This is a genomic window from Virgibacillus halodenitrificans JCM 12304 (assembly GCF_001310895.1).
In the GTDB taxonomy this organism is placed as follows: domain Bacteria; phylum Bacillota; class Bacilli; order Bacillales; family Amphibacillaceae; genus Virgibacillus_Q; species Virgibacillus_Q halodenitrificans.
Genome location: NZ_BAZS01000020.1, coordinates 59,810 through 77,729, shown reverse-complemented (window position 1 = coordinate 77,729; position 17,920 = coordinate 59,810). Strand labels below are relative to the sequence as shown.

At 37.7% G+C, this 17,920-nt stretch carries 14 protein-coding genes; 2 read left to right on the top strand and 12 right to left on the bottom strand.

Annotation, left to right across the window (positions count from 1 at the left end; translation table 11 throughout):
- Positions 1-201: 201 nt before the first annotated feature.
- Together guaC and JCM12304_RS11570 are read right to left on the bottom strand one after the other, a co-directional pair.
- On the bottom strand, positions 202-1,185 hold the full coding sequence (gene guaC, locus JCM12304_RS11575) for a GMP reductase (protein ID WP_019376875.1): 984 nt from the start codon (positions 1,183-1,185) through the stop codon (positions 202-204).
- 186 nt (positions 1,186-1,371) lie between these two features.
- A complete protein-coding gene (locus JCM12304_RS11570) occupies positions 1,372-2,259 on the bottom strand; it encodes a LysR family transcriptional regulator (RefSeq protein WP_060680501.1) in 888 nt (295 codons plus the stop codon).
- Positions 2,260-2,388: 129 nt separating this feature from the next.
- On the opposite strand from JCM12304_RS11570, the gene hutG reads away from it, so the two are divergent.
- Both hutG and gltS read left to right on the top strand, forming a co-directional pair.
- The gene (hutG, locus tag JCM12304_RS11565; RefSeq protein WP_060680499.1) at positions 2,389-3,336 is read left to right on the top strand and encodes a formimidoylglutamase; all 948 of its coding nucleotides are present in this window, start codon (positions 2,389-2,391) and stop codon (positions 3,334-3,336) included.
- A 106-nt stretch (positions 3,337-3,442) separates the two neighbouring features.
- On the top strand, positions 3,443-4,639 hold the full coding sequence (gltS, locus tag JCM12304_RS11560) for a sodium/glutamate symporter (protein ID WP_060680497.1): 1,197 nt from the start codon (positions 3,443-3,445) through the stop codon (positions 4,637-4,639).
- A 60-nt stretch (positions 4,640-4,699) separates the two neighbouring features.
- Here gltS and JCM12304_RS11555 read toward each other — a convergent pair whose 3' ends face one another.
- The 10 genes from JCM12304_RS11555 to JCM12304_RS11510 all read right to left on the bottom strand — a co-directional run bounded on the left by JCM12304_RS11555 (position 4,700) and on the right by JCM12304_RS11510 (position 17,888).
- A complete protein-coding gene (locus tag JCM12304_RS11555) occupies positions 4,700-5,638 on the bottom strand; it encodes a hexose kinase (RefSeq protein ID WP_060680495.1) in 939 nt (312 codons plus the stop codon).
- Positions 5,639-5,670: 32 nt separating this feature from the next.
- A complete protein-coding gene (lacD, locus tag JCM12304_RS11550) occupies positions 5,671-6,630 on the bottom strand; it encodes a tagatose-bisphosphate aldolase (protein WP_060680493.1) in 960 nt (319 codons plus the stop codon).
- A 26-nt stretch (positions 6,631-6,656) separates the two neighbouring features.
- On the bottom strand, positions 6,657-7,802 hold the full coding sequence (nagA, locus tag JCM12304_RS11545) for an N-acetylglucosamine-6-phosphate deacetylase (RefSeq protein ID WP_060680491.1): 1,146 nt from the start codon (positions 7,800-7,802) through the stop codon (positions 6,657-6,659).
- Between the two features lie 38 nt (positions 7,803-7,840).
- Positions 7,841-9,016: an SIS domain-containing protein gene (locus JCM12304_RS11540; protein ID WP_060680489.1), complete on the bottom strand. Its 1,176-nt coding sequence runs from the start codon at positions 9,014-9,016 to the stop codon at positions 7,841-7,843.
- A gap of 95 nt (positions 9,017-9,111) precedes the next feature.
- On the bottom strand, positions 9,112-9,828 hold the full coding sequence (locus JCM12304_RS11535; protein ID WP_019376863.1) for a GntR family transcriptional regulator: 717 nt from the start codon (positions 9,826-9,828) through the stop codon (positions 9,112-9,114).
- A 102-nt stretch (positions 9,829-9,930) separates the two neighbouring features.
- Positions 9,931-10,791, bottom strand: a complete 861-nt coding sequence (locus tag JCM12304_RS11530) for a hypothetical protein (protein WP_060680488.1) — start codon at positions 10,789-10,791, stop codon at positions 9,931-9,933.
- 424 nt (positions 10,792-11,215) lie between these two features.
- Positions 11,216-12,724: a sulfatase family protein gene (locus JCM12304_RS11525; RefSeq protein ID WP_060680486.1), complete on the bottom strand. Its 1,509-nt coding sequence runs from the start codon at positions 12,722-12,724 to the stop codon at positions 11,216-11,218.
- 15 nt (positions 12,725-12,739) lie between these two features.
- On the bottom strand, positions 12,740-14,149 hold the full coding sequence (locus tag JCM12304_RS11520; protein ID WP_060680484.1) for a sulfatase family protein: 1,410 nt from the start codon (positions 14,147-14,149) through the stop codon (positions 12,740-12,742).
- A 26-nt stretch (positions 14,150-14,175) separates the two neighbouring features.
- The gene (locus JCM12304_RS11515; RefSeq protein WP_256200820.1) at positions 14,176-14,862 is read right to left on the bottom strand and encodes a polysaccharide lyase beta-sandwich domain-containing protein; all 687 of its coding nucleotides are present in this window, start codon (positions 14,860-14,862) and stop codon (positions 14,176-14,178) included.
- Between the two features lie 29 nt (positions 14,863-14,891).
- Positions 14,892-17,888, bottom strand: coding sequence for a polysaccharide lyase family 8 super-sandwich domain-containing protein (locus tag JCM12304_RS11510; RefSeq protein ID WP_060680481.1), 2,997 nt, complete (start codon positions 17,886-17,888; stop codon positions 14,892-14,894).
- Between the last annotated feature and the right edge of the window lie 32 nt (positions 17,889-17,920).

The window sequence follows — 17,920 nt, the reverse complement described above, 5'->3', positions numbered from 1 at the left end:
CTGAAGATCCCACAGGAAGTGGTTTTCTTCCGAGGAAGCTGAAGCGTTGCCCACGGAAAGCGAAGTGTTTTTTCCGAAACGGTCATTTACAAACAACCAAGTTACTTCGCATTCTATATATTTTGCGAATTAATTTAAAACTTTTCATTACTAACGAGAAAAAACAGGCTGTGCATGTGCCAGCCTGTTTTTTTATACATATTAATACACTTTGTCTCCATTAAAAATAGAGTTTTTAACAATTGCGTAATCTACTCTGCGAATTGCTTCTAAGTCTGTTCCTCCAGCATAAGAGATAGAGGATTGCAGATCTTGTTCCATTTCAATTAACGTATCTTTTAAAGGTCCTTTATGGTCTACATACATCTTTTTACCTTCAACGTTCTTCTTCTCACCTTTTTGGTGCTCCGATGCGGAACCGAAATATTCTTTATACACTTTTCCGTCTTTCTCAATCGTTTGGCCAGGAGATTCTTCATGACCAGCAAATAAAGAACCAATCATAACCATTGTTGCACCAAACCGAACAGATTTCGCAATATCACCATGTGTACGAATTCCGCCATCAGCAATAATCGGTTTTGTGGCTGCCTTTGCACACCATCTAACTGCTGCGAGCTGCCATCCACCTGTACCAAATCCAGTCTTTATCTTTGTAATACATACTTTACCAGGACCAATACCAACCTTTGTAGCATCAGCGCCAGCATGTTCAAGCTCCCATACTGCTTCCGGTGTACCCACATTACCTGCAATAACAAAGCTCTCAGGCAAATGCTTTTTGATATGCTGAATCATATTGATTACTGCATTTGAGTGACCATGGGCAATGTCAATAGTAATAAATTCTGGAACAAGCTTCTGTTCTGCCAGTTCTGTAATAAATGCATACTCTTCTTCTTTAACCCCTACACTAATTGAAGCAATCAGATCTTTAGCTTGCATGTCCTTTATAAATGCTGCTCTCGTTTCCGGTTGAAAACGATGCATGATATAAAAGTAACCATTTTCAGCTAAATTTATAGCTATATTTTCATCTATAATTGTTTGCATATTTGCTGGTACAACAGGTAACTTAAATGTATAACCACCCAATTTAACAGTTGTATCACACTCTGACCTACTATTTACCACACATTTTCGTGGAATTAATTGAATATCCTCATAATCAAAAACTTTTTCCATTTATAACACTCCTAAAACCGAACTTTATTTTTAATATCTATAAAAACATTCGACTTTTTAAATTTACCTTATTTTCATATGGTTGTCAATCTGTTTGCCCTAATTGATGAAAGCGGATTCGCCAAATTAAGCAATTGGCTACTATATAATAGGACCATGGTTTGTAGGTCTATTCATACCTTCTTATTAAACTTTTTTAAAGTAGCTGTGAACATCCTCTATAAAGCGTGTAGCAATAGGCGGCAAGTATCTGTTCTTATTTGTCGCTAAATAGACAGTCCTCGAAAGCACTGGATCTTTTAATCGTTTAACACTCATATTTCTAAGTGAATCCTCACTTATATAATTCTGTGGTACTACTGTACTTCCTAACCCTTTTTCTACTAAACTGCATGCTGTTTCAAATCTCTCTATTTCAAATTGCACAGCAGGCTTAATTCCTTTTTTCCGGAAAGCATTTATTACATCCTGCCTTGTTTGGAAGCCTTCCTTACACAATATGAATGGGATTGTCTGTAAATCTCTTACTGTTAAAAATTCCTTACTTACTAGCTCGTGCTTCCCTGGAAGAAGTACTACCAATTCCTCTTCATACAGAGGTACAACTTCAATTTCAGGGTGTGCAACATATTGGTTTGTAATCGCAAGGTGAATCTCAAAACTGTTTAAAGCTTTTTCTACGTCTGATTGACCCAACACATCAAAGATTTTCAAATAAATATCTGGATATAGCTCCTTAAAACCAACAAGAACTTCCGGCAACCAAAATTTAGCAGATTCAATTGAACCGATGGCTATTTCTAATGGTCCGTCTTTTTTTAATCGATCCATTTCTTCAAATACATGATCATAGTGAATGAGTAACTTTTTGGCCTCTTTATATAAAATAGATCCTTCTTTTGTTAACGTAATTTCTTTTGAAGTTCTGTCCAATAAGCGCAACTCCAAGCGGCTTTCCAATTTCTTTATAGTCGCACTTAATGTGGGTTGAGTTACATGAAGCTTTACTGCAGCTGCTGTAAATGTAGATTCTTCCACAATCGTTACAAAATAATATAGTTCCCGTAAATACATGGAATAATTTCCCTTCCTATAGTTTTTATTTATAGAACAATTAAAAATGAGTATTAGTAATTATATACAAAACTATTATAAAATAAAAATAAGAAGTTTTTTGATAATTCCAGAAAGGAAGTGCTTTTCATGTATACAGAACCAGAGGAACATTATTGGTCTGGAAGAATAGATGATGATATAAACAGAGATGCCTTTCGGTTACATCAGGTTATCCTCAAACGTTCTCAGAACGAACCGATTGATTTTGAAAGCGGTTTTACATTTATTGGATTCGAAAGCGATGAAGGTGTTAGAAGGAATAAAGGGCGTATTGGCGCCAGAAAAGCACCTAATGCACTTCGAAAAGCTATGGCTTCCCTCCCGCTTCAGTTCCACGAAGAGGTAAAAATAGAAGATGTCGGCAATATTGCTTGTGAAGGAAACCAACTGGAAGCTGCGCAAGCGGAGCTCGGGAACGCAATTCAAATGCTGTACCAAAAAGGACGGACACCAATTATTTTTGGAGGAGGACATGAAACATTATATGGTCACTATTTAGGTGCCCGAAAACACGTATCACATGGATCGTCAATTGGGATTATAAATATTGATGCCCATTTTGATATGAGGAGCGAAGAAAAACCTACCTCTGGTACTATGTTTAAACAAATTTTGGAGCAAGACAAACATGCAGGTTATTTGTGCATTGGTATTCAAGAATTCGGAAACACCAAAGAACTTTTTAAAACTGCAGACGATTACAACTGTGAATATATTCTTGAAGAAGACGTAACTACAGATAATTATAAGAATACATTTCAACAGATTGATCTCTTCACCAAAAAATATGACCACATTATTGTTACATTATGCACAGATTCTATCATTGCAAGTGCCGCGCCAGGTGTAAGTGCCCCTTCACCTTTTGGATTAGAACCTAAAGTAGTACGTCACTTGTTACGCTACATTGCAGCCAAAAATAATGTTCTTAGCTTTGACATTTCTGAAGTGAATCCCGATTTAGATATGGACGGAAGAACCGTAAAATTGGGAGCATATTTGGTAGCAGAAGTAATCAACCACTTCCATAAATAAAACACAACGTATTTCATTCTGCATGTAAATGCCTCTCATCAAAGAGGATTACTACAAATGAATCAAACACTTTATATACACCTAGAAAAAGAAAAGAGGCGAAAATATGATCTTAGAACTAAATCAAGTAACTACCATCTTCTTAGCTGTAGCTGTTTTTATGATAGGAAAATATTTAAATTCTAAAATTGGCTTATTAGATCGTTTTTGTATTCCAGCCCCTGTAGTAGGTGGGCTTCTATTTGCTATCCTTGCTACCTTACTAAAGACATTAAATTTAGTTGATGTTACCTTAGATACTTCATTACAAGGACTCTTTATGCTTACCTTCTTCACTACAGTAGGATTAGGAGCAAGCTTTGGGTTAATTAAATTAGGTGGTAAATTATTAGTAATTTACTGGCTGGCATGTGGTTTTTTAGCACTTGTTCAAAGTATCATAGGTATCTCTTTTGCAAAATTGCTCCATATTGAGCCATTAATCGGGGTAGTTGTTGGTGCTGTTTCCATGGAAGGTGGACATGGTGCTGCTACTGCTTTTGGGACAACAATAGAAGAAATGGGCGTAGATTCTGCGTTATCGGTTGGTTTAGCAGCTGCGACTGTTGGTTTGGTAGCTGGTGGGTTAATCGGCGGTCCTATCGTAAAATATCTCATTAATAAATATGATCTTAAACCATCCGAAACGGAACATGAAATGGAAAATCCTGTCCTGGGGAACTCGGAAAATAAGAAATTAGAATCAAGAACCTTTATGACGCAAATTTTTATTATTACGTTATGTATGGCTGTAGGCTCTTATGTTGGAGATTTATTTACACAATTATCTGGTTTTGCTTTACCAAACTACGTGAGTGCCATGTTTATTGCTGTTATCGTTAGAAATATACTGGATAGAATTAATGGCGAAATAATTCAAATGAAGAGTATTAGCATCATTGGGGACATAACTTTGGGTATCTTCCTATCAATGGCTTTGATGAGCATCAAATTATGGGAAGTTGCTAATCTTGCTTTGCCATTACTCGTCATTGTGCTTGTGCAAGTAATTTTTATCGCTCTATTTGGTGTGTTTGTTTTATTCCGCTTATTAGGTAAAAATTATGATGCTGCAGTAATGGTCGGTGGCTTCACCGGTCATGGACTTGGTGCAACACCTAATGCCATTGCAAATATGGATGCAATTGTAAGTAAATTTGGACCATCACGCAAAGCATTTTTAGTAGTGCCAATTGTTGGAGCATTCTTAATTGATGTATTTGCAATGCCAATTATCATTACAACGATTAATATGTTTAGTTAAAAATAAAAAAGAGCAGATTTCAGTAACACCTGATCTGCTCTTTTTTCTATTAATATTATATTAAATATTCATTTCTTCTACTTTTATTTCCTTCATGCACCCATCAATCTTTGTTGAATCAATGTGGCCTGTTTTTTCTTGAATAGCATTCAAAACCCCCATGGTTAGCCCATACTTTATCAGGTCCTCACCCTTAAGATTTCTTGCTAATCCGGAAGCAAAGCCCGCAATGACAGAATCCCCTGATCCTACTGGGTTAACCGCCTTTACTTTCGGGATTTGTACATAGTAAAGTTTATTCATATGTTTAACAACTGCTCCGTCTGCACCCATGGTAACCACTACCCATGGGATATCTCGGAGTTCATCTCTCTGCAGAGCTTCAGCCACAGCCACCTCAGTGGTCAATTTTCTTCCGATTAAGTCAGCTAATTCCGACTGGTTCGGTTTTATTAGAAAAGGCTTAATATCATTTTCCAACACCCGATTCAACAATTCCCCCTTTGTATCTAGCAGTACTGGGGTCTTCGTTTTTCCAGTAATGGTTAATACATTATTATAATAACTGGCTTCTAATCCTTTCGGCAAACTTCCTGATATAGTAATATAGTCAGCTTGATGTATATATTCTTCCATCTTGTCCAGGAATAAAACGGCCTCTTCTGGAGAGATTTCCGGTCCACTTTCCAATATTTCTGTTTGCTGTTCTTCATGAAGAATAGCAATACAGTTTCTTGTCTGACCAGCAATAGGAACGAAAAGATCATGGACATTCATCTTTTTTATTTCTTCATGGATGAATTCACCTAGATTGCCACCAAGGAAACCAGTGGCAGCAACATCTTCACCAAGCTGCTTCAATACCCTTGTAACATTTAATCCCTTTCCCCCAGCTGTTTTGGAGACCTCGTTAACACGATTTACCGTATTCAGCTTGAACTCGGCTGGAAGGTGATAGCTAATATCTACTGAAGGATTCAAAGTTATTGTTAAAATCAAGCAGAATCATTCCTCCTTATTGTCCGATCAAATTAGTAGCCACAGCTGGAAGCCGTATGATCGAGCACTGCGTTCAATTCAGTAATATTGTTTTTACCATCTTTTTGCAACCACTGTTCAGCAGCATTTGTACCTTCTTCTTTATAACGATGTGCTGCACCGCTCCAAGTTGCTCTTCCACATAATACGCCATGGAAGGAAGCTGAAGATTCTCTTGCAAATTTCAATGTTTCCTGGAATAATTCTGCACTTACACCAGCACTTAGAAAGATATAAGGAATATCACTTACTTCACTTTGTTGCTTAAAGTAGTTAGCAGCTTCCTCTTGTGTATGGATTACCTCCCCTTCAGCGTATCCTTCTACAAAGTTCATATTTACCGGAACTTCCATTTTAAGTACATCTACACCAAAACGCGCTTGAGAAAAATGCCTCATTGACTCAATAACTTTTCGAGGCTTTACTTTTGCATATTCTAAACCTTTAGCGTCAGAAATGTTTTCATCATACGTAATAATTTCAAGGAAAAAAGGTACTTCCTCTGCTTTACATTCTGATCCAATCCGTTCTACAAATACATCTTTCTTTTCATTAATATCACTTGAATCGTCGATATCATGATAGATTAGTACCTTAATACCGTCTGCACCTTTTTCTACTAAACGCTTAACAGACCATTCAGGCAGAAGACTTGGGAATCTCCCAGGTTCGGTAGTGTCATAACCCGTTTTTTCGTAAGCAACAAGCAAACCGCAATTTGCATCCTTCTCATTCACTGCCGGCCAGCCGTACTCCGGATCTAATAGAATCGCAGATGCATACTTAGTAAGATTACCTGATACAAGTGACTTAAAGCTTTCGATTTGTTCTTTCGTGGTATCGTCGCCCATCATCCGTTTCAATGCTCCTCTTTGGTCAATAGCCAATGCACTGAAATATCCGTTCTCATTCGTTAGTTTTTTTAAACGAGCTATTTTAGCTTCACTTTTCATGGTTTTATTTCTCCTTACTCTTTATATTATTTTTCGTACACAATCTCTCCGTTAACTGCAGTAATGATTACTTCCATACTAGGACTCAAAACAACATAATCTGCATATTTTCCTGATTGAATACTTCCTAATTGTTTATCCTTATTAAGACTTTTGGCAGGGGAAAGACTACCAAGATGCCAGATTTCACTTAGATTCTTTCCAGTCCATTGTGAAAGGTTTTGCACTCCGTCAATTAAACGTAAGGTGCTTCCAGCAAGTGATCCCGTTTCTGTACGAGCAACTCCATCTTGCATCACTACAGGAAACTCACCTAAATGGTACTTACCATCAGGCATCAATCCGGCTCGCATGCAGTCCGTAATCAGTTGCAGCTTATTCCCTTTTAATTGATAAGCCACCGATGCTACTTCGGGATGGACATGGAAACCATCACAGATAATCTCAGCATACGTGTCTGCAAGAGTTAGTGCTGCTCCTGCAACTCCTGGTTCTCGGTGATGTAAGCCCGACATTCCATTAAATAGATGTACAAAATTTCGGGCACCTGCTTCCACAGCATCTACACAACATGTATAGCTCGCATCTGTGTGAGCAATGCTAGCCAACACCCCAGAGTTCGTAACCGTCTGAATAAATTGCTCAGCCCCTTCTCTTTCCGGAGCAAGTGCTATCTTTACAATTGAACCTTCAGCTAACTCTTGCCAGTGTTCAAACTCTGTAAGAGAGGGATCAGTAAAGTAACTTTGATTCTGTGCCCCTTTATGCTTTTCCGTGAAATAAGGACCTTCTAGAAAAATCCCTTCTGAAACAGCACCTGGCAACCCTTCTACAACTGCCTGTCTAACAGCAATGATAGCTTTCTCTAAATCAGCTCTGGAGGAAGTTAACGTCGTAGGTAGAAACCGAGTTACACCTATTTTTGCAATCTCTTCAGATATATTACGAACAGCTTCTTGCGTGCCATCCATAATGTCAAACCCGGCAATCCCATGTATATGTGTATCAAATAATCCCGGAGCCACAATACTGTCGCCCCAGTCTTTTATTTCCACACCATTTGGAACCTCATCAACAAATCCGGCAAACTTATGATCTTTAATAGCTAAGTAGCTATCTGTTCTTTCACCGTTTTCAAGTAAAAATCGACTTGCTTTTATAATGTAATCCATTGATATCAAACCTTCTTTTATATAAATAGATTAATTGTTTATCCTTCATAATCATAGATGGTTACACCTTGTACTACTCTATTTATCGTACCATCCGGGCTAGGATTATCAGGAGTAATACCGAGCTTCATTGATTTTTTAGTTGCTAATACTTGTGCAAACATAATGTATAAGAATCCAAGCTCCAAATCTGTCGCTAAAGTTTCGCCATTAAAGTTTACGCTAATAACCCAGTCAGCCAGTTTCTTCACTTCATCATCTGTTTTTTCAGTCACGGCAATTACTTTCATCCCATTATTTGCGCTAGCAAGCTCTTTCAATATATCCATATCGTACTTGCGGGTATATGCATTACTAGATAAGAAAACAACAACGAGTGATTGGTTATTCACAATAGATTTAGGTCCATGCCGGAAGCCTAAAGAAGATTCATATAATGCCACTACATTGCCAGCTGTCAACTCTAACATTTTCAAAGATGCTTCATGAGCAAGCTGCCCTAATAAACCAGAACCTAAGTAAATAATCCGATTAAAATCGAAGTTTAAAATATCATCGACTTGATCAGCGACACTTTCTCTAAGCTGCTCAGCATTTGAAATAACTTTTGTTGTTTCTTCTCCCGTAAATGGTTGCGGATTAAATAGTTGATATGCTGCCAACATCATTGTTGAAAAGCTACTTGTCATTGCCAATGATTTATCATTAGATTTTTCAGGCATAAGCAATAGAATACTATTATTGTCATTGCGGATATTCTGAGCTAGCTGGCCTTCTTTATTACAAGTAATTACGACCTGATAGAAGTTACTAATCAGCTTCTGCCCCAGTTCAACTGTAGCAACACTTTCAGGACTATTACCTGAACGTGCAAAGGAGACCATAATAGTAGGCGTTTCACTCTGTAAATATGCAGTTGGATTTGACACAATATTTGTAGTAGGTACCGATTCAAAATGGATGTGGTCCTTATTCAATCTATTTAGTTCCGGTGCTAGCGTATCTCCAACAAAAGCGGAGGTTCCAGCGCCTGTTAAAATAACGCGTACTTTAGCATGCCTTTGATAAATTGATTCTAAAAACTCGTTATATCTCTCTTTATTCTTAAAGAATTCAGTTACCCATTCCTTCCAAACCTCTGGCTGATGGTGAATTTCTGAGGCTGTATGAGTAGCACCTCTATCCTTCATATCATCAGATGTTAAATTAAACATTTAATTACACTTCCTCTCATTATTAAAGGTTATGTTGTCATAACCAGTTAGTGTATTAAAAAACTCTACTAATATGTTATTGTTTAATAGAGTTTTTAAGTTAATTCTACTGTATAATCAAACTTATCGCCCCGCGCAATACTAATTGTATATTCAATCAAATTCTTTTGATGATAAGCATAGCGTTTAATAAGCATTGCTGACTGATCCTTTGTCATTTCCAGAAAAGATGCTTCTTCTTGCCGAACTGTAGTGGCTGAAAAATGTTCTCTGGCTTTCGTAACACCAACTTGATAATCTTCTTGAAAAATATCATACATTGGTCTGTTTTCTAACGTTTCTTTCGATAATTTTGGAAAAAGCTTCTTAGGAATATAGGAGGTTTCATACATTAAAGGTTCTTCATCGGCTAAACGTAGCCGGACAATTTGAAACACTTCATCCATAGGCTGCAGTTCCATCTTTTCAGCCAAGCGGTCATCAACAGGAATTTGTTGAAAAGTGATTACTTTGGTTGTAGGTTTCTTTCCTAACATTTTCATTTGTTCTGTAAAGCTGTATAACTGAACCAACTTCTGATTATATGTTTTAGATGAAATGAAAGTACCTTTACCATGGAGTTTATATATATATCCTTCTCTTTCCAGTTCCTGCAACGCTTGTCTTACGGTAATTCTGCTCAAATCATAAATTTCACATAATTCCCGTTCAGAAGGCAGCTTTTCATTCTCCTGATAAGTTTTATTATTAATTTTCCTAATTAGCTCGTCCATCAATTGTAAATAAAGGGGGATTCTACTTTTTTTATCCAATTCCTGTTACACACCTCCCTAGTAAAAACACTAAGTGGTTATAACCACTTTAAATGTAGTATAAAACATTTTTTTAATAATGTAAAGGTTTTCTTAGATATATTAACTTAACTCTATTAAAATCCCCGTCTTATCATCCCTCGTTTTTATTCGAGGATACACTCTGCACTCTTCGTCTTGTTCTTCCCTACTTTCGACTTCTTCCAGTAAGGAATTAAGTCCTTGGCGAAATGCCAGTTCAGCAGTTTGCAGCCACTCGTCTCTTTCATTTCCTTTGGAAGGTAATAATAGACCGTCACTGACAAGCAAAATCTTTTGAACTTGCTGAAGTGAAATTCTTCCATATGAAATATAGTTTAAAGCCTGACCGCTTCCATCAAATATTCCATAACCGTCGGGAGTATTCAGTTTATCTCTGTTGGCAAGCAGAATAGGGCGAATTTGATTTCCTATTTCTTTAAGACTAATAGATGGGTTCTTTTCCCTGAGTTCAATCATTGCTTCGATGGCCTCGTTTTCAAAATAGCTTACCCCATCATAAGTGAACTTTTGTGTTTCACCATTTTTATATTTTAGGAAAAGCATGCAATCACCTGCATGTACATAATTCAGTCCCTTTCCGTTAGCTTCAATTTTCACAGCCGCAATACCTGAGGTGCTACGCAATTTGCTCGGAATTTCTTCTATACTTTTGTTATCCAATAAACCTATTTTTTCTTCATAATAATTTACCATGTTAAGTCCAAGCCTTTTATTAGCTTGCTTCATGTATTCGTAGAGACAATCTGTTACCTTCATCTTCTCCAGTTCTTCCTGCAAAGTGCGAGAGGCGAGGTAACCTGGTACTCCTGCAAGTCCAGTTGCACCATCAATGGCAGCGAAGACCTTTGCTCTTTCATTCACTACAATACAATCTTCATTAATTGGTTTATCTCCTTTTTTGTAAACTTTCTGAATTTCCATTCAATACACTCCTTACTTTTCATTACTTATATGCGGAGATTTAATAATTCCCAGGACATACTTAAATTGACAGTTGTGAATTCCCCCTTATTATTTTTTATTGCTCATCGTGTAAATGTGTAGGTAAATTATTCTTAATTAACTCTACCACAGTAAGTTTATACATAGCTACATTTCCACAAGGAATATATTTCTTAAGATGAATAATTATTTATAAACTTATATAATCCCGCTCAATCATAGAGGCAGTTGCTTCAATTTTCATTGGCTTTTATCATCGTTAAGGCATAAGTAGTTATAACAGGAATCTCACCAAAAAATCTTCTTGAATTTTAATTAATAAAATTCAAGAAGACATACTTTCGCATAATTTTTTTTAAGAATTACAGGAGCCTTTTTATGCTTTCTAAAATATATATCTATACTATGCGTGACTAATTCTTGGCATCCACATAGGCTCCTTACTTAATTCAGCCCATGCATATTCTAAGAGCAATTGGCTCTTTAATTCTTTATATTCCGGATTATCCCATAGATTTTCAAACTCTTGTGGGTCATTGGCAAGATCAAATAACTCGCCGTATTCCTGCTTATAATACAACGTAATTTTATGCCTTTTATTTACATATGTTTTTAAGTGCACACTTGTTGGCTCATGCCGATTTTCACATATAATATGATCCCTAGACTTTTCTGTTTTTCCCGACCAGGTAGCTGTCTGATCTACCCCTGTCATTCTACCTGGTTTCTCTATGGAAGCTAAACTAAGAAAGGTTGGTGCGAGATCAACAAGTGACTGCATGGCTTCAGTAGACTCTCCAGCTGGTACCACACCAGGGTAGCGAACTAGAAAGGGAACTTTCAGCAAATCTTCATAGTGAAAAGGTCCTTTATAATGCATATTATGTTGCCCGAATAAATGACCGTGATCCGATGTGAAAACAATAATCGTATTTTCTGATAATCCTAATTCATCTAAACGGTCCAAAATCTTTCCAATATACTTATCCATAAAACTAACCATGCCATAATAAACAGCCTTATTTTTTTTGACTTCTTCCATTTCTAATTGATGTGAATGAAGTCCATGAAGCATATGACCAGTTTGTTCATATGCAGTAAAGTTTGGTTTTTCTTCCTGGGTTAATTGAAAATGCTTAGGATTTTTGTTGTGCTCCCCTGCAGTTCCTGAAGGATAGCTTAACGCATCAGGATCATACATACGATCCCACGGTTCTGAGACCAAATATGGTGGATGAGGATCTGGAAAGCTAGCCCACAAGAAAAAAGGATCTTCATCTTGTTTATATTTTTCCAGTAAATCATTCGTCCGTTCAGCTATCCAGTTATTATAATGATATTCTTCAGGAAGCTTCCAATTATATTTGTCATCATATGTCATCTTACCAGCTGGCTCTGCGAAGTAATCTCTCCAGTTCATGCATCCCTTTTCTTCCAACCAATTCACATAATGTTGACCAACCAAATGTTCATGAGCATGATTGCGAAGAAGTTCGATATGTTGGAATCCGTAATACGGTCCATTGAAATCTTTCCAGTAATTTTGGTCATGTAGTAGCGGCATGGATTCAATAGAAGGGTAGTCGTCTGTTGAATTTATTGGTTGAAAATGTGCTTTACCAATTAACGCAGTCTGATAACCTTCCTTTTGCAGTTCATCACCGATAGTCGGTATATCTTCCGGTAGTTTCGTTCCTAAGGTCCATGCTCCATGCTGACTTGGATACATTCCTGTAATGATAGACGCCCGAGTGGGAGTGCACGTAGGGTTCGGACAATATGCTCTTTTAAATGTTGTTCCCTCTCTTGTTAATCGATCAAGGTTTGGTGTAGAGATTTCTTTATTAAAGGCACCGATCGTGTCCCAATGTTGTTGGTCACTTGTTATTAATAGAATATTAGGTTTTTGCAAGTAAATCCCCCCTTCTTACTCTTGCATAAATGGGTCACCTTGTTTGCTCAACCATGTAAACAGACTTTGCTCCAATTCCCTGATTAGTTCATTTTCATCTGAATTAATTATTTTCTGTGGGTTAAGCTGGTAAGGATCTTTTTTTAAGTCATACAGCAGTCTAACCGTTTCTTCTCCTGGTGCGTAACCGCGGTGAATAACGTATAAATTATCCACGCTACGTACAGCACGCCACCCATAAGCTAGATTATTCAGTCCGTGTTGTTCAAAGTTCTCAATAGCCTCTTTTCTCCCAGGATAAGCACAGAGAAATGTTTTATCCGGTCCGTCTGTATAGCTCTCCAATACAGGTGATAAATCATTTCCTTCGACCGTTGCAGGGATGTCGAGATCAGCCAGCTGTAATAGAGTCGGCATAATGTCTACCGTATTTAATAAGGCATCTGTTTTACCAGGTTTAATTTCACCTGGCCATCGTATACAAAATGGGACCCCTATCGATTCTTCATACCATACATGCTTTGCCATTAAACCGTGTGATCCCATCATTTCACCATGGTCAGCAGTTAAGACCACTATCGTATTCTCTTCAAGATTTTCTTCTTGCAATACTTGTAATATCCGTCCGAAATTTTCATCAATTCCCGTGATCGCCGCAAAGTAATTTTTTCTCTTTTCGGCTAACTGATCTGGGCCACCTTCTACTTCTTCACCGGTGTGTACCATAAAGGAATTTTTGTTTACATTTTTTCTGAAATCATCCTTTATATTATTCTCATAAACTTGTTTGTACTTTTCCGGCACGTCATCAAATGGACTATGTGGCGGGTTCCATGAGACAAAGAGAGCAAATGGATCAGTTTCATTCTGTTCTCTAATATACTCGATCGCTTTATCTGTTTCATGTTTGACAGACCATTGTTTAATCTGAATTTTTTCTGGGATATCTTCCCAATAATGTGGAGCTAAATGGTCATCCCAAGCTCCATAAGAATACCAGTAATCAAAACCATGCCGTTTCGGCCCCGGGGGTGTAAAAGCATCCCAGCCTTCTGCCCCTGAAGTCGGGTTATCCGAAATGTTTTTCTCCGGTAAATCCAGGTGCCACTTCCCAATATAACCAGTTCGATATCCCGCTTGTTTTAAAACATCACTAATACATATTTCATTTGGCTGCAGCATCACATCTGCACCAACTTTGCAATTGGTGTAAACTCCTGTACCCATTGGATACTTGCCCGTCAACATAGAAGCACGATGTGGAGAACAAAGGGGAGAGCAGGAGACTGCTTGTGTAAACACAACACTCTCCTTGGCAAATTGATCCATATTAGGTGTAATGACTGGATCTTCATTTGCATAGCCTACTGCCTGTCTTCTCCATTGATCTGCAAATAAATAGACGATGTTTGGTTTCCGTGTCATATTAATCACCTTTCGTAAATCTATTATTACTTGTCAGGATTCACATCCACATTAGACAATAATTTATAATTTTTACCTTCTATTTGTTTACCTTTCCAGACAAACGCTCGAACCGTCCCGCCAGACACATAATCAGGCAGCTTCAATGACATTTGGTATTCATTTGAATTATTTGGGAGGATTTTAATTTCCTCATTCACATATTCCTTTATATTTCCTTTCCAATCATAAAAGGCTAAGGTTAGAACTGCTTTTTTCCCCGTTTTACTTTCCACATCTATATTTGCAGTTATCGTACTATTTGGATCCATTTCACTTTCTACAATAGTTGAGTTCACGGCAAATTGATCTGTCTGATTTGATTGTTTGGAGTCCGTGTTGAATTTAACGTGGATGGATTCCCCTTTCGCATTATTCACATCAACCTTTAATCGGATAGTCGGCTTAATTTGTTCGACTTTAACCCGTTCGTCTGCTGCTATTACTCCATATGCCTTTTCAGCAATCTCCAATTCAATTACACCACTGTTTTTCATTGTCGGGTCCGCAAGCGAAACATCCAACGTACGGCCGGAATGCTTCATGGTCACGGATGCTTTCTGATAAGCTGTTAACGCTCCTGCTGTTTGTTTTTCATTTTTCCAGAAGTTTGCCCCTATTAGTTGTTCTGAGGTTTCCCGAACAGCCTGAACAGCCTCATCATTTCTTAAAATCTCTATTTCCGGGTCATTTGCATATGCAGCTACCCCATTCTCCGATCTTTTTGGAAGTAATACATAAGAATAAGTTTTATTTGTTGCTTCACGCCATGGTCAAACCACATAGTAGCATAAGCACGATTTATAGTTGCTTCAGGTTCTTTGTAGTTTATATCACTCCACGAACCTTCCCGCTCCTCTTTTTTCACTTGAAGTGTACCCCCGGCAGGGAAATAGTAGCCTATGTCTGACCCGGCATTAGTTCCTTCTAAAAATGCCCAGTTTACATTTTTCTTTGCAGTTTGGGAAAATAGATTAGCTTGTTTTTCCCCATCAATTGATAATTGATTGATACCACCCTCACCGATTTTTCTGTTTTCTACAATGGTTTCAATAGTCCGATCTTCCTTACTTGATATTCCAGCACCAAGCGCTACAATTTCATCATCAAACATAAACCAGGATTTCTTAGCAGTTAACGAGCTATTCCAAGCGCTATAGTTCATGCCCGCTGTTCCGTACATGTTAGCCAATGTGGAACCGCCGACCCATGAATTGTCTGAACGATGTTCTCCGCTCCCATCAGCCCGTGCCATTGTATCAACTGTTGTTCCCGGCAATCGGTAAGGATCAACTGTTGGCCAGAAACCATCACTAAATTGATCAAGATCATTATTATAGAGATAGGTCATTCCTTCACCGGTATACCAACCTTTTCTGTTTTCATTATTCATATCTTCGTAATTTTGAATACGATCAGAGTACATACTGATTCCAAAGGCATAGCCAGGTTTACGCGTAACAACCCGATCCATATTGGCAAATGTCTTGTGGAGAAGAAGTTCTCCTCGTGGTTTAATCGCATCATTTTTCAATAGCTTTTCCGCAAGTTTAATATCATTAAAGTCGGTTAAATTAGTAAGGTAATTCAAATGACTATCTTCTTGGATCCAATATTTAGCCATTTTTTTATATTCCGTTGCATAAGGTTCGGGAGCAAACTGCGACATACGCAGTACCGTTTGAATTACAGTATGACCAGCCTGGTGCTCCTGTAAAAAACTTCGTGATATAGCGCGGCCGCGTACCATATCCATTAAAGATCCCTTATACATAAATGGCTCGAAACTTTCACTGATCCAACTGTACACATGTTCTACGTAAGGATCTGTTACCTCCCATGTTGAGTTGCTCAACAAGTGGAAAAGTTCTGTCAGACCTTCTATTAAAACAATTCCGTAAGATCCGTTGTAGGCAATATCTTCATGCTGAACAAAAGAACCGTCTCTGTAAAACCCATTGCCTTCAATTACATATTTAAAAACTTGGCTTAAAGCATCACGTGATGCTGCAATCTTAGCTGCATCTTTGACAATTATTCCCCTGACAACTACTACTTTACTTGTATCAATTCTGTTCGCCCCAAGCGATTCCCTGTATTTATCTGGGGTAGTTGCTCCTGATTTAGTTGGATCAGGTTGAAAATGATCTACTGCAGACATGTAATTTTGAATCTTTTCCGAATCAAGGTAGTTGTATAAAATAGAAGTGGTGTTATTTAAGGCTCGCGGAGCTCCGATTTCCCAATGCCACCAATTCCCTGCTTCTGGAATATTCGCATTATAACGATGCTGGTACATCCAATCTAAACCGGCAATAATATCATTTAGTAGCTCAGGATTATGATACAGAGAGGAACTCTCCGTCACAAACATTTCTGCCATCTTATATAGATTTCTATAGCTATATGTTATATCACCAGGATCGGTATTGCTTGACAAATCCATCCATAAATATTCCCTATCGCTATTTTTATTCATTGTTATCCATAGTTCTTTTGCAGTTTTCGTCTTATTGGCTATGATCTCACTCATATGCGTGTTACCTTCATCAAAAGCTTTTAATCCTAATAAACTTTCATTCCATTTATACCTTAATTCATCAAATTCATCTTCTTGATAAGCTGAAACAGATACTTTGCTCTCTGCCTTTACACTTCCGTCGACTGACTTAATTAAGATTGTAGTACTTCCTGGGCCCACTGCCTTTACCAACCCATCTTGAACCACCGCAACTTCTTTATTGCTCGATTCCCATAATGGATTTTCATTTTTACCTTTTTCAGGTTTTACCGTGACATCCAGAAGGGAGTATTGGCCTTCATTTATTTCTAACTTTTCGGGTGTTAACTCAAGTGCCTGAATAGGCTGGGGCTCTAATTTAGGATTCCTTTTTACCTTTACGATACAATAATCCTTAATATTTCCACTTTCAGAGACAGCAAAAACAGCGGTTTCCCCGGTATTTATCCCTGTCACGACACCGTCTTTTACCTTAGCGATACTATTATCAGAAGAAATCCAATCTATTTTTCTATTGTTCGTATGTTGTGGCTTGGTAGACCAATCTAGATTTATAGTTTCATGCTGTTCTACCGTCACACTGTCCTCTTTAATATCAATGCTTTCTAACGGAGTTATTTTGGTCAAGGTGACATCATCAAAAAATGCGGTACCAGTTCCACGCTCTAAGAAGTTTTGTACCCTTATTCGATCAACATTTTTAGGTGGTGTTATTATTTCCTCAATATACGTCCAGTCATTTGTACCAGTAACCTTTGAAGAATAAATAAGATCTAACTGAGTGTTCCCAGTATAGTATGCTGCTCTTAATCTAGCACCTTGTTCACTTGTGACATTTTCAGTCTTTATCCACGCGCTAAATTTATAGGTTTGACCTCCTTCTACTTGGACATCTTGTGAAACAGCTGCCCTGCCTTCTTTCGTTGCAGCAATTTTTAGTGCATAGCTTCCACTGTGGAAATCTTCATTTGTTACATAAACAGTTGGGTTACCAGTTGGCTTCCATACATTCCATCCAATTGCTCGAGTATCATCCCAATTTGCTTCCTTTTGTGCAGTTAGCTCAAACCCAGAATTCTCAACACCTGTACCCTCCTTAGCGTTCGCCTGGTCATTTCCGTTGAATATAACTAAGTAAAAAACTAACACAGCAACTATAAAGGCACCTGCTCTACTCACATAATTCCTCCCTTTTAATTTTTAAAATCAGT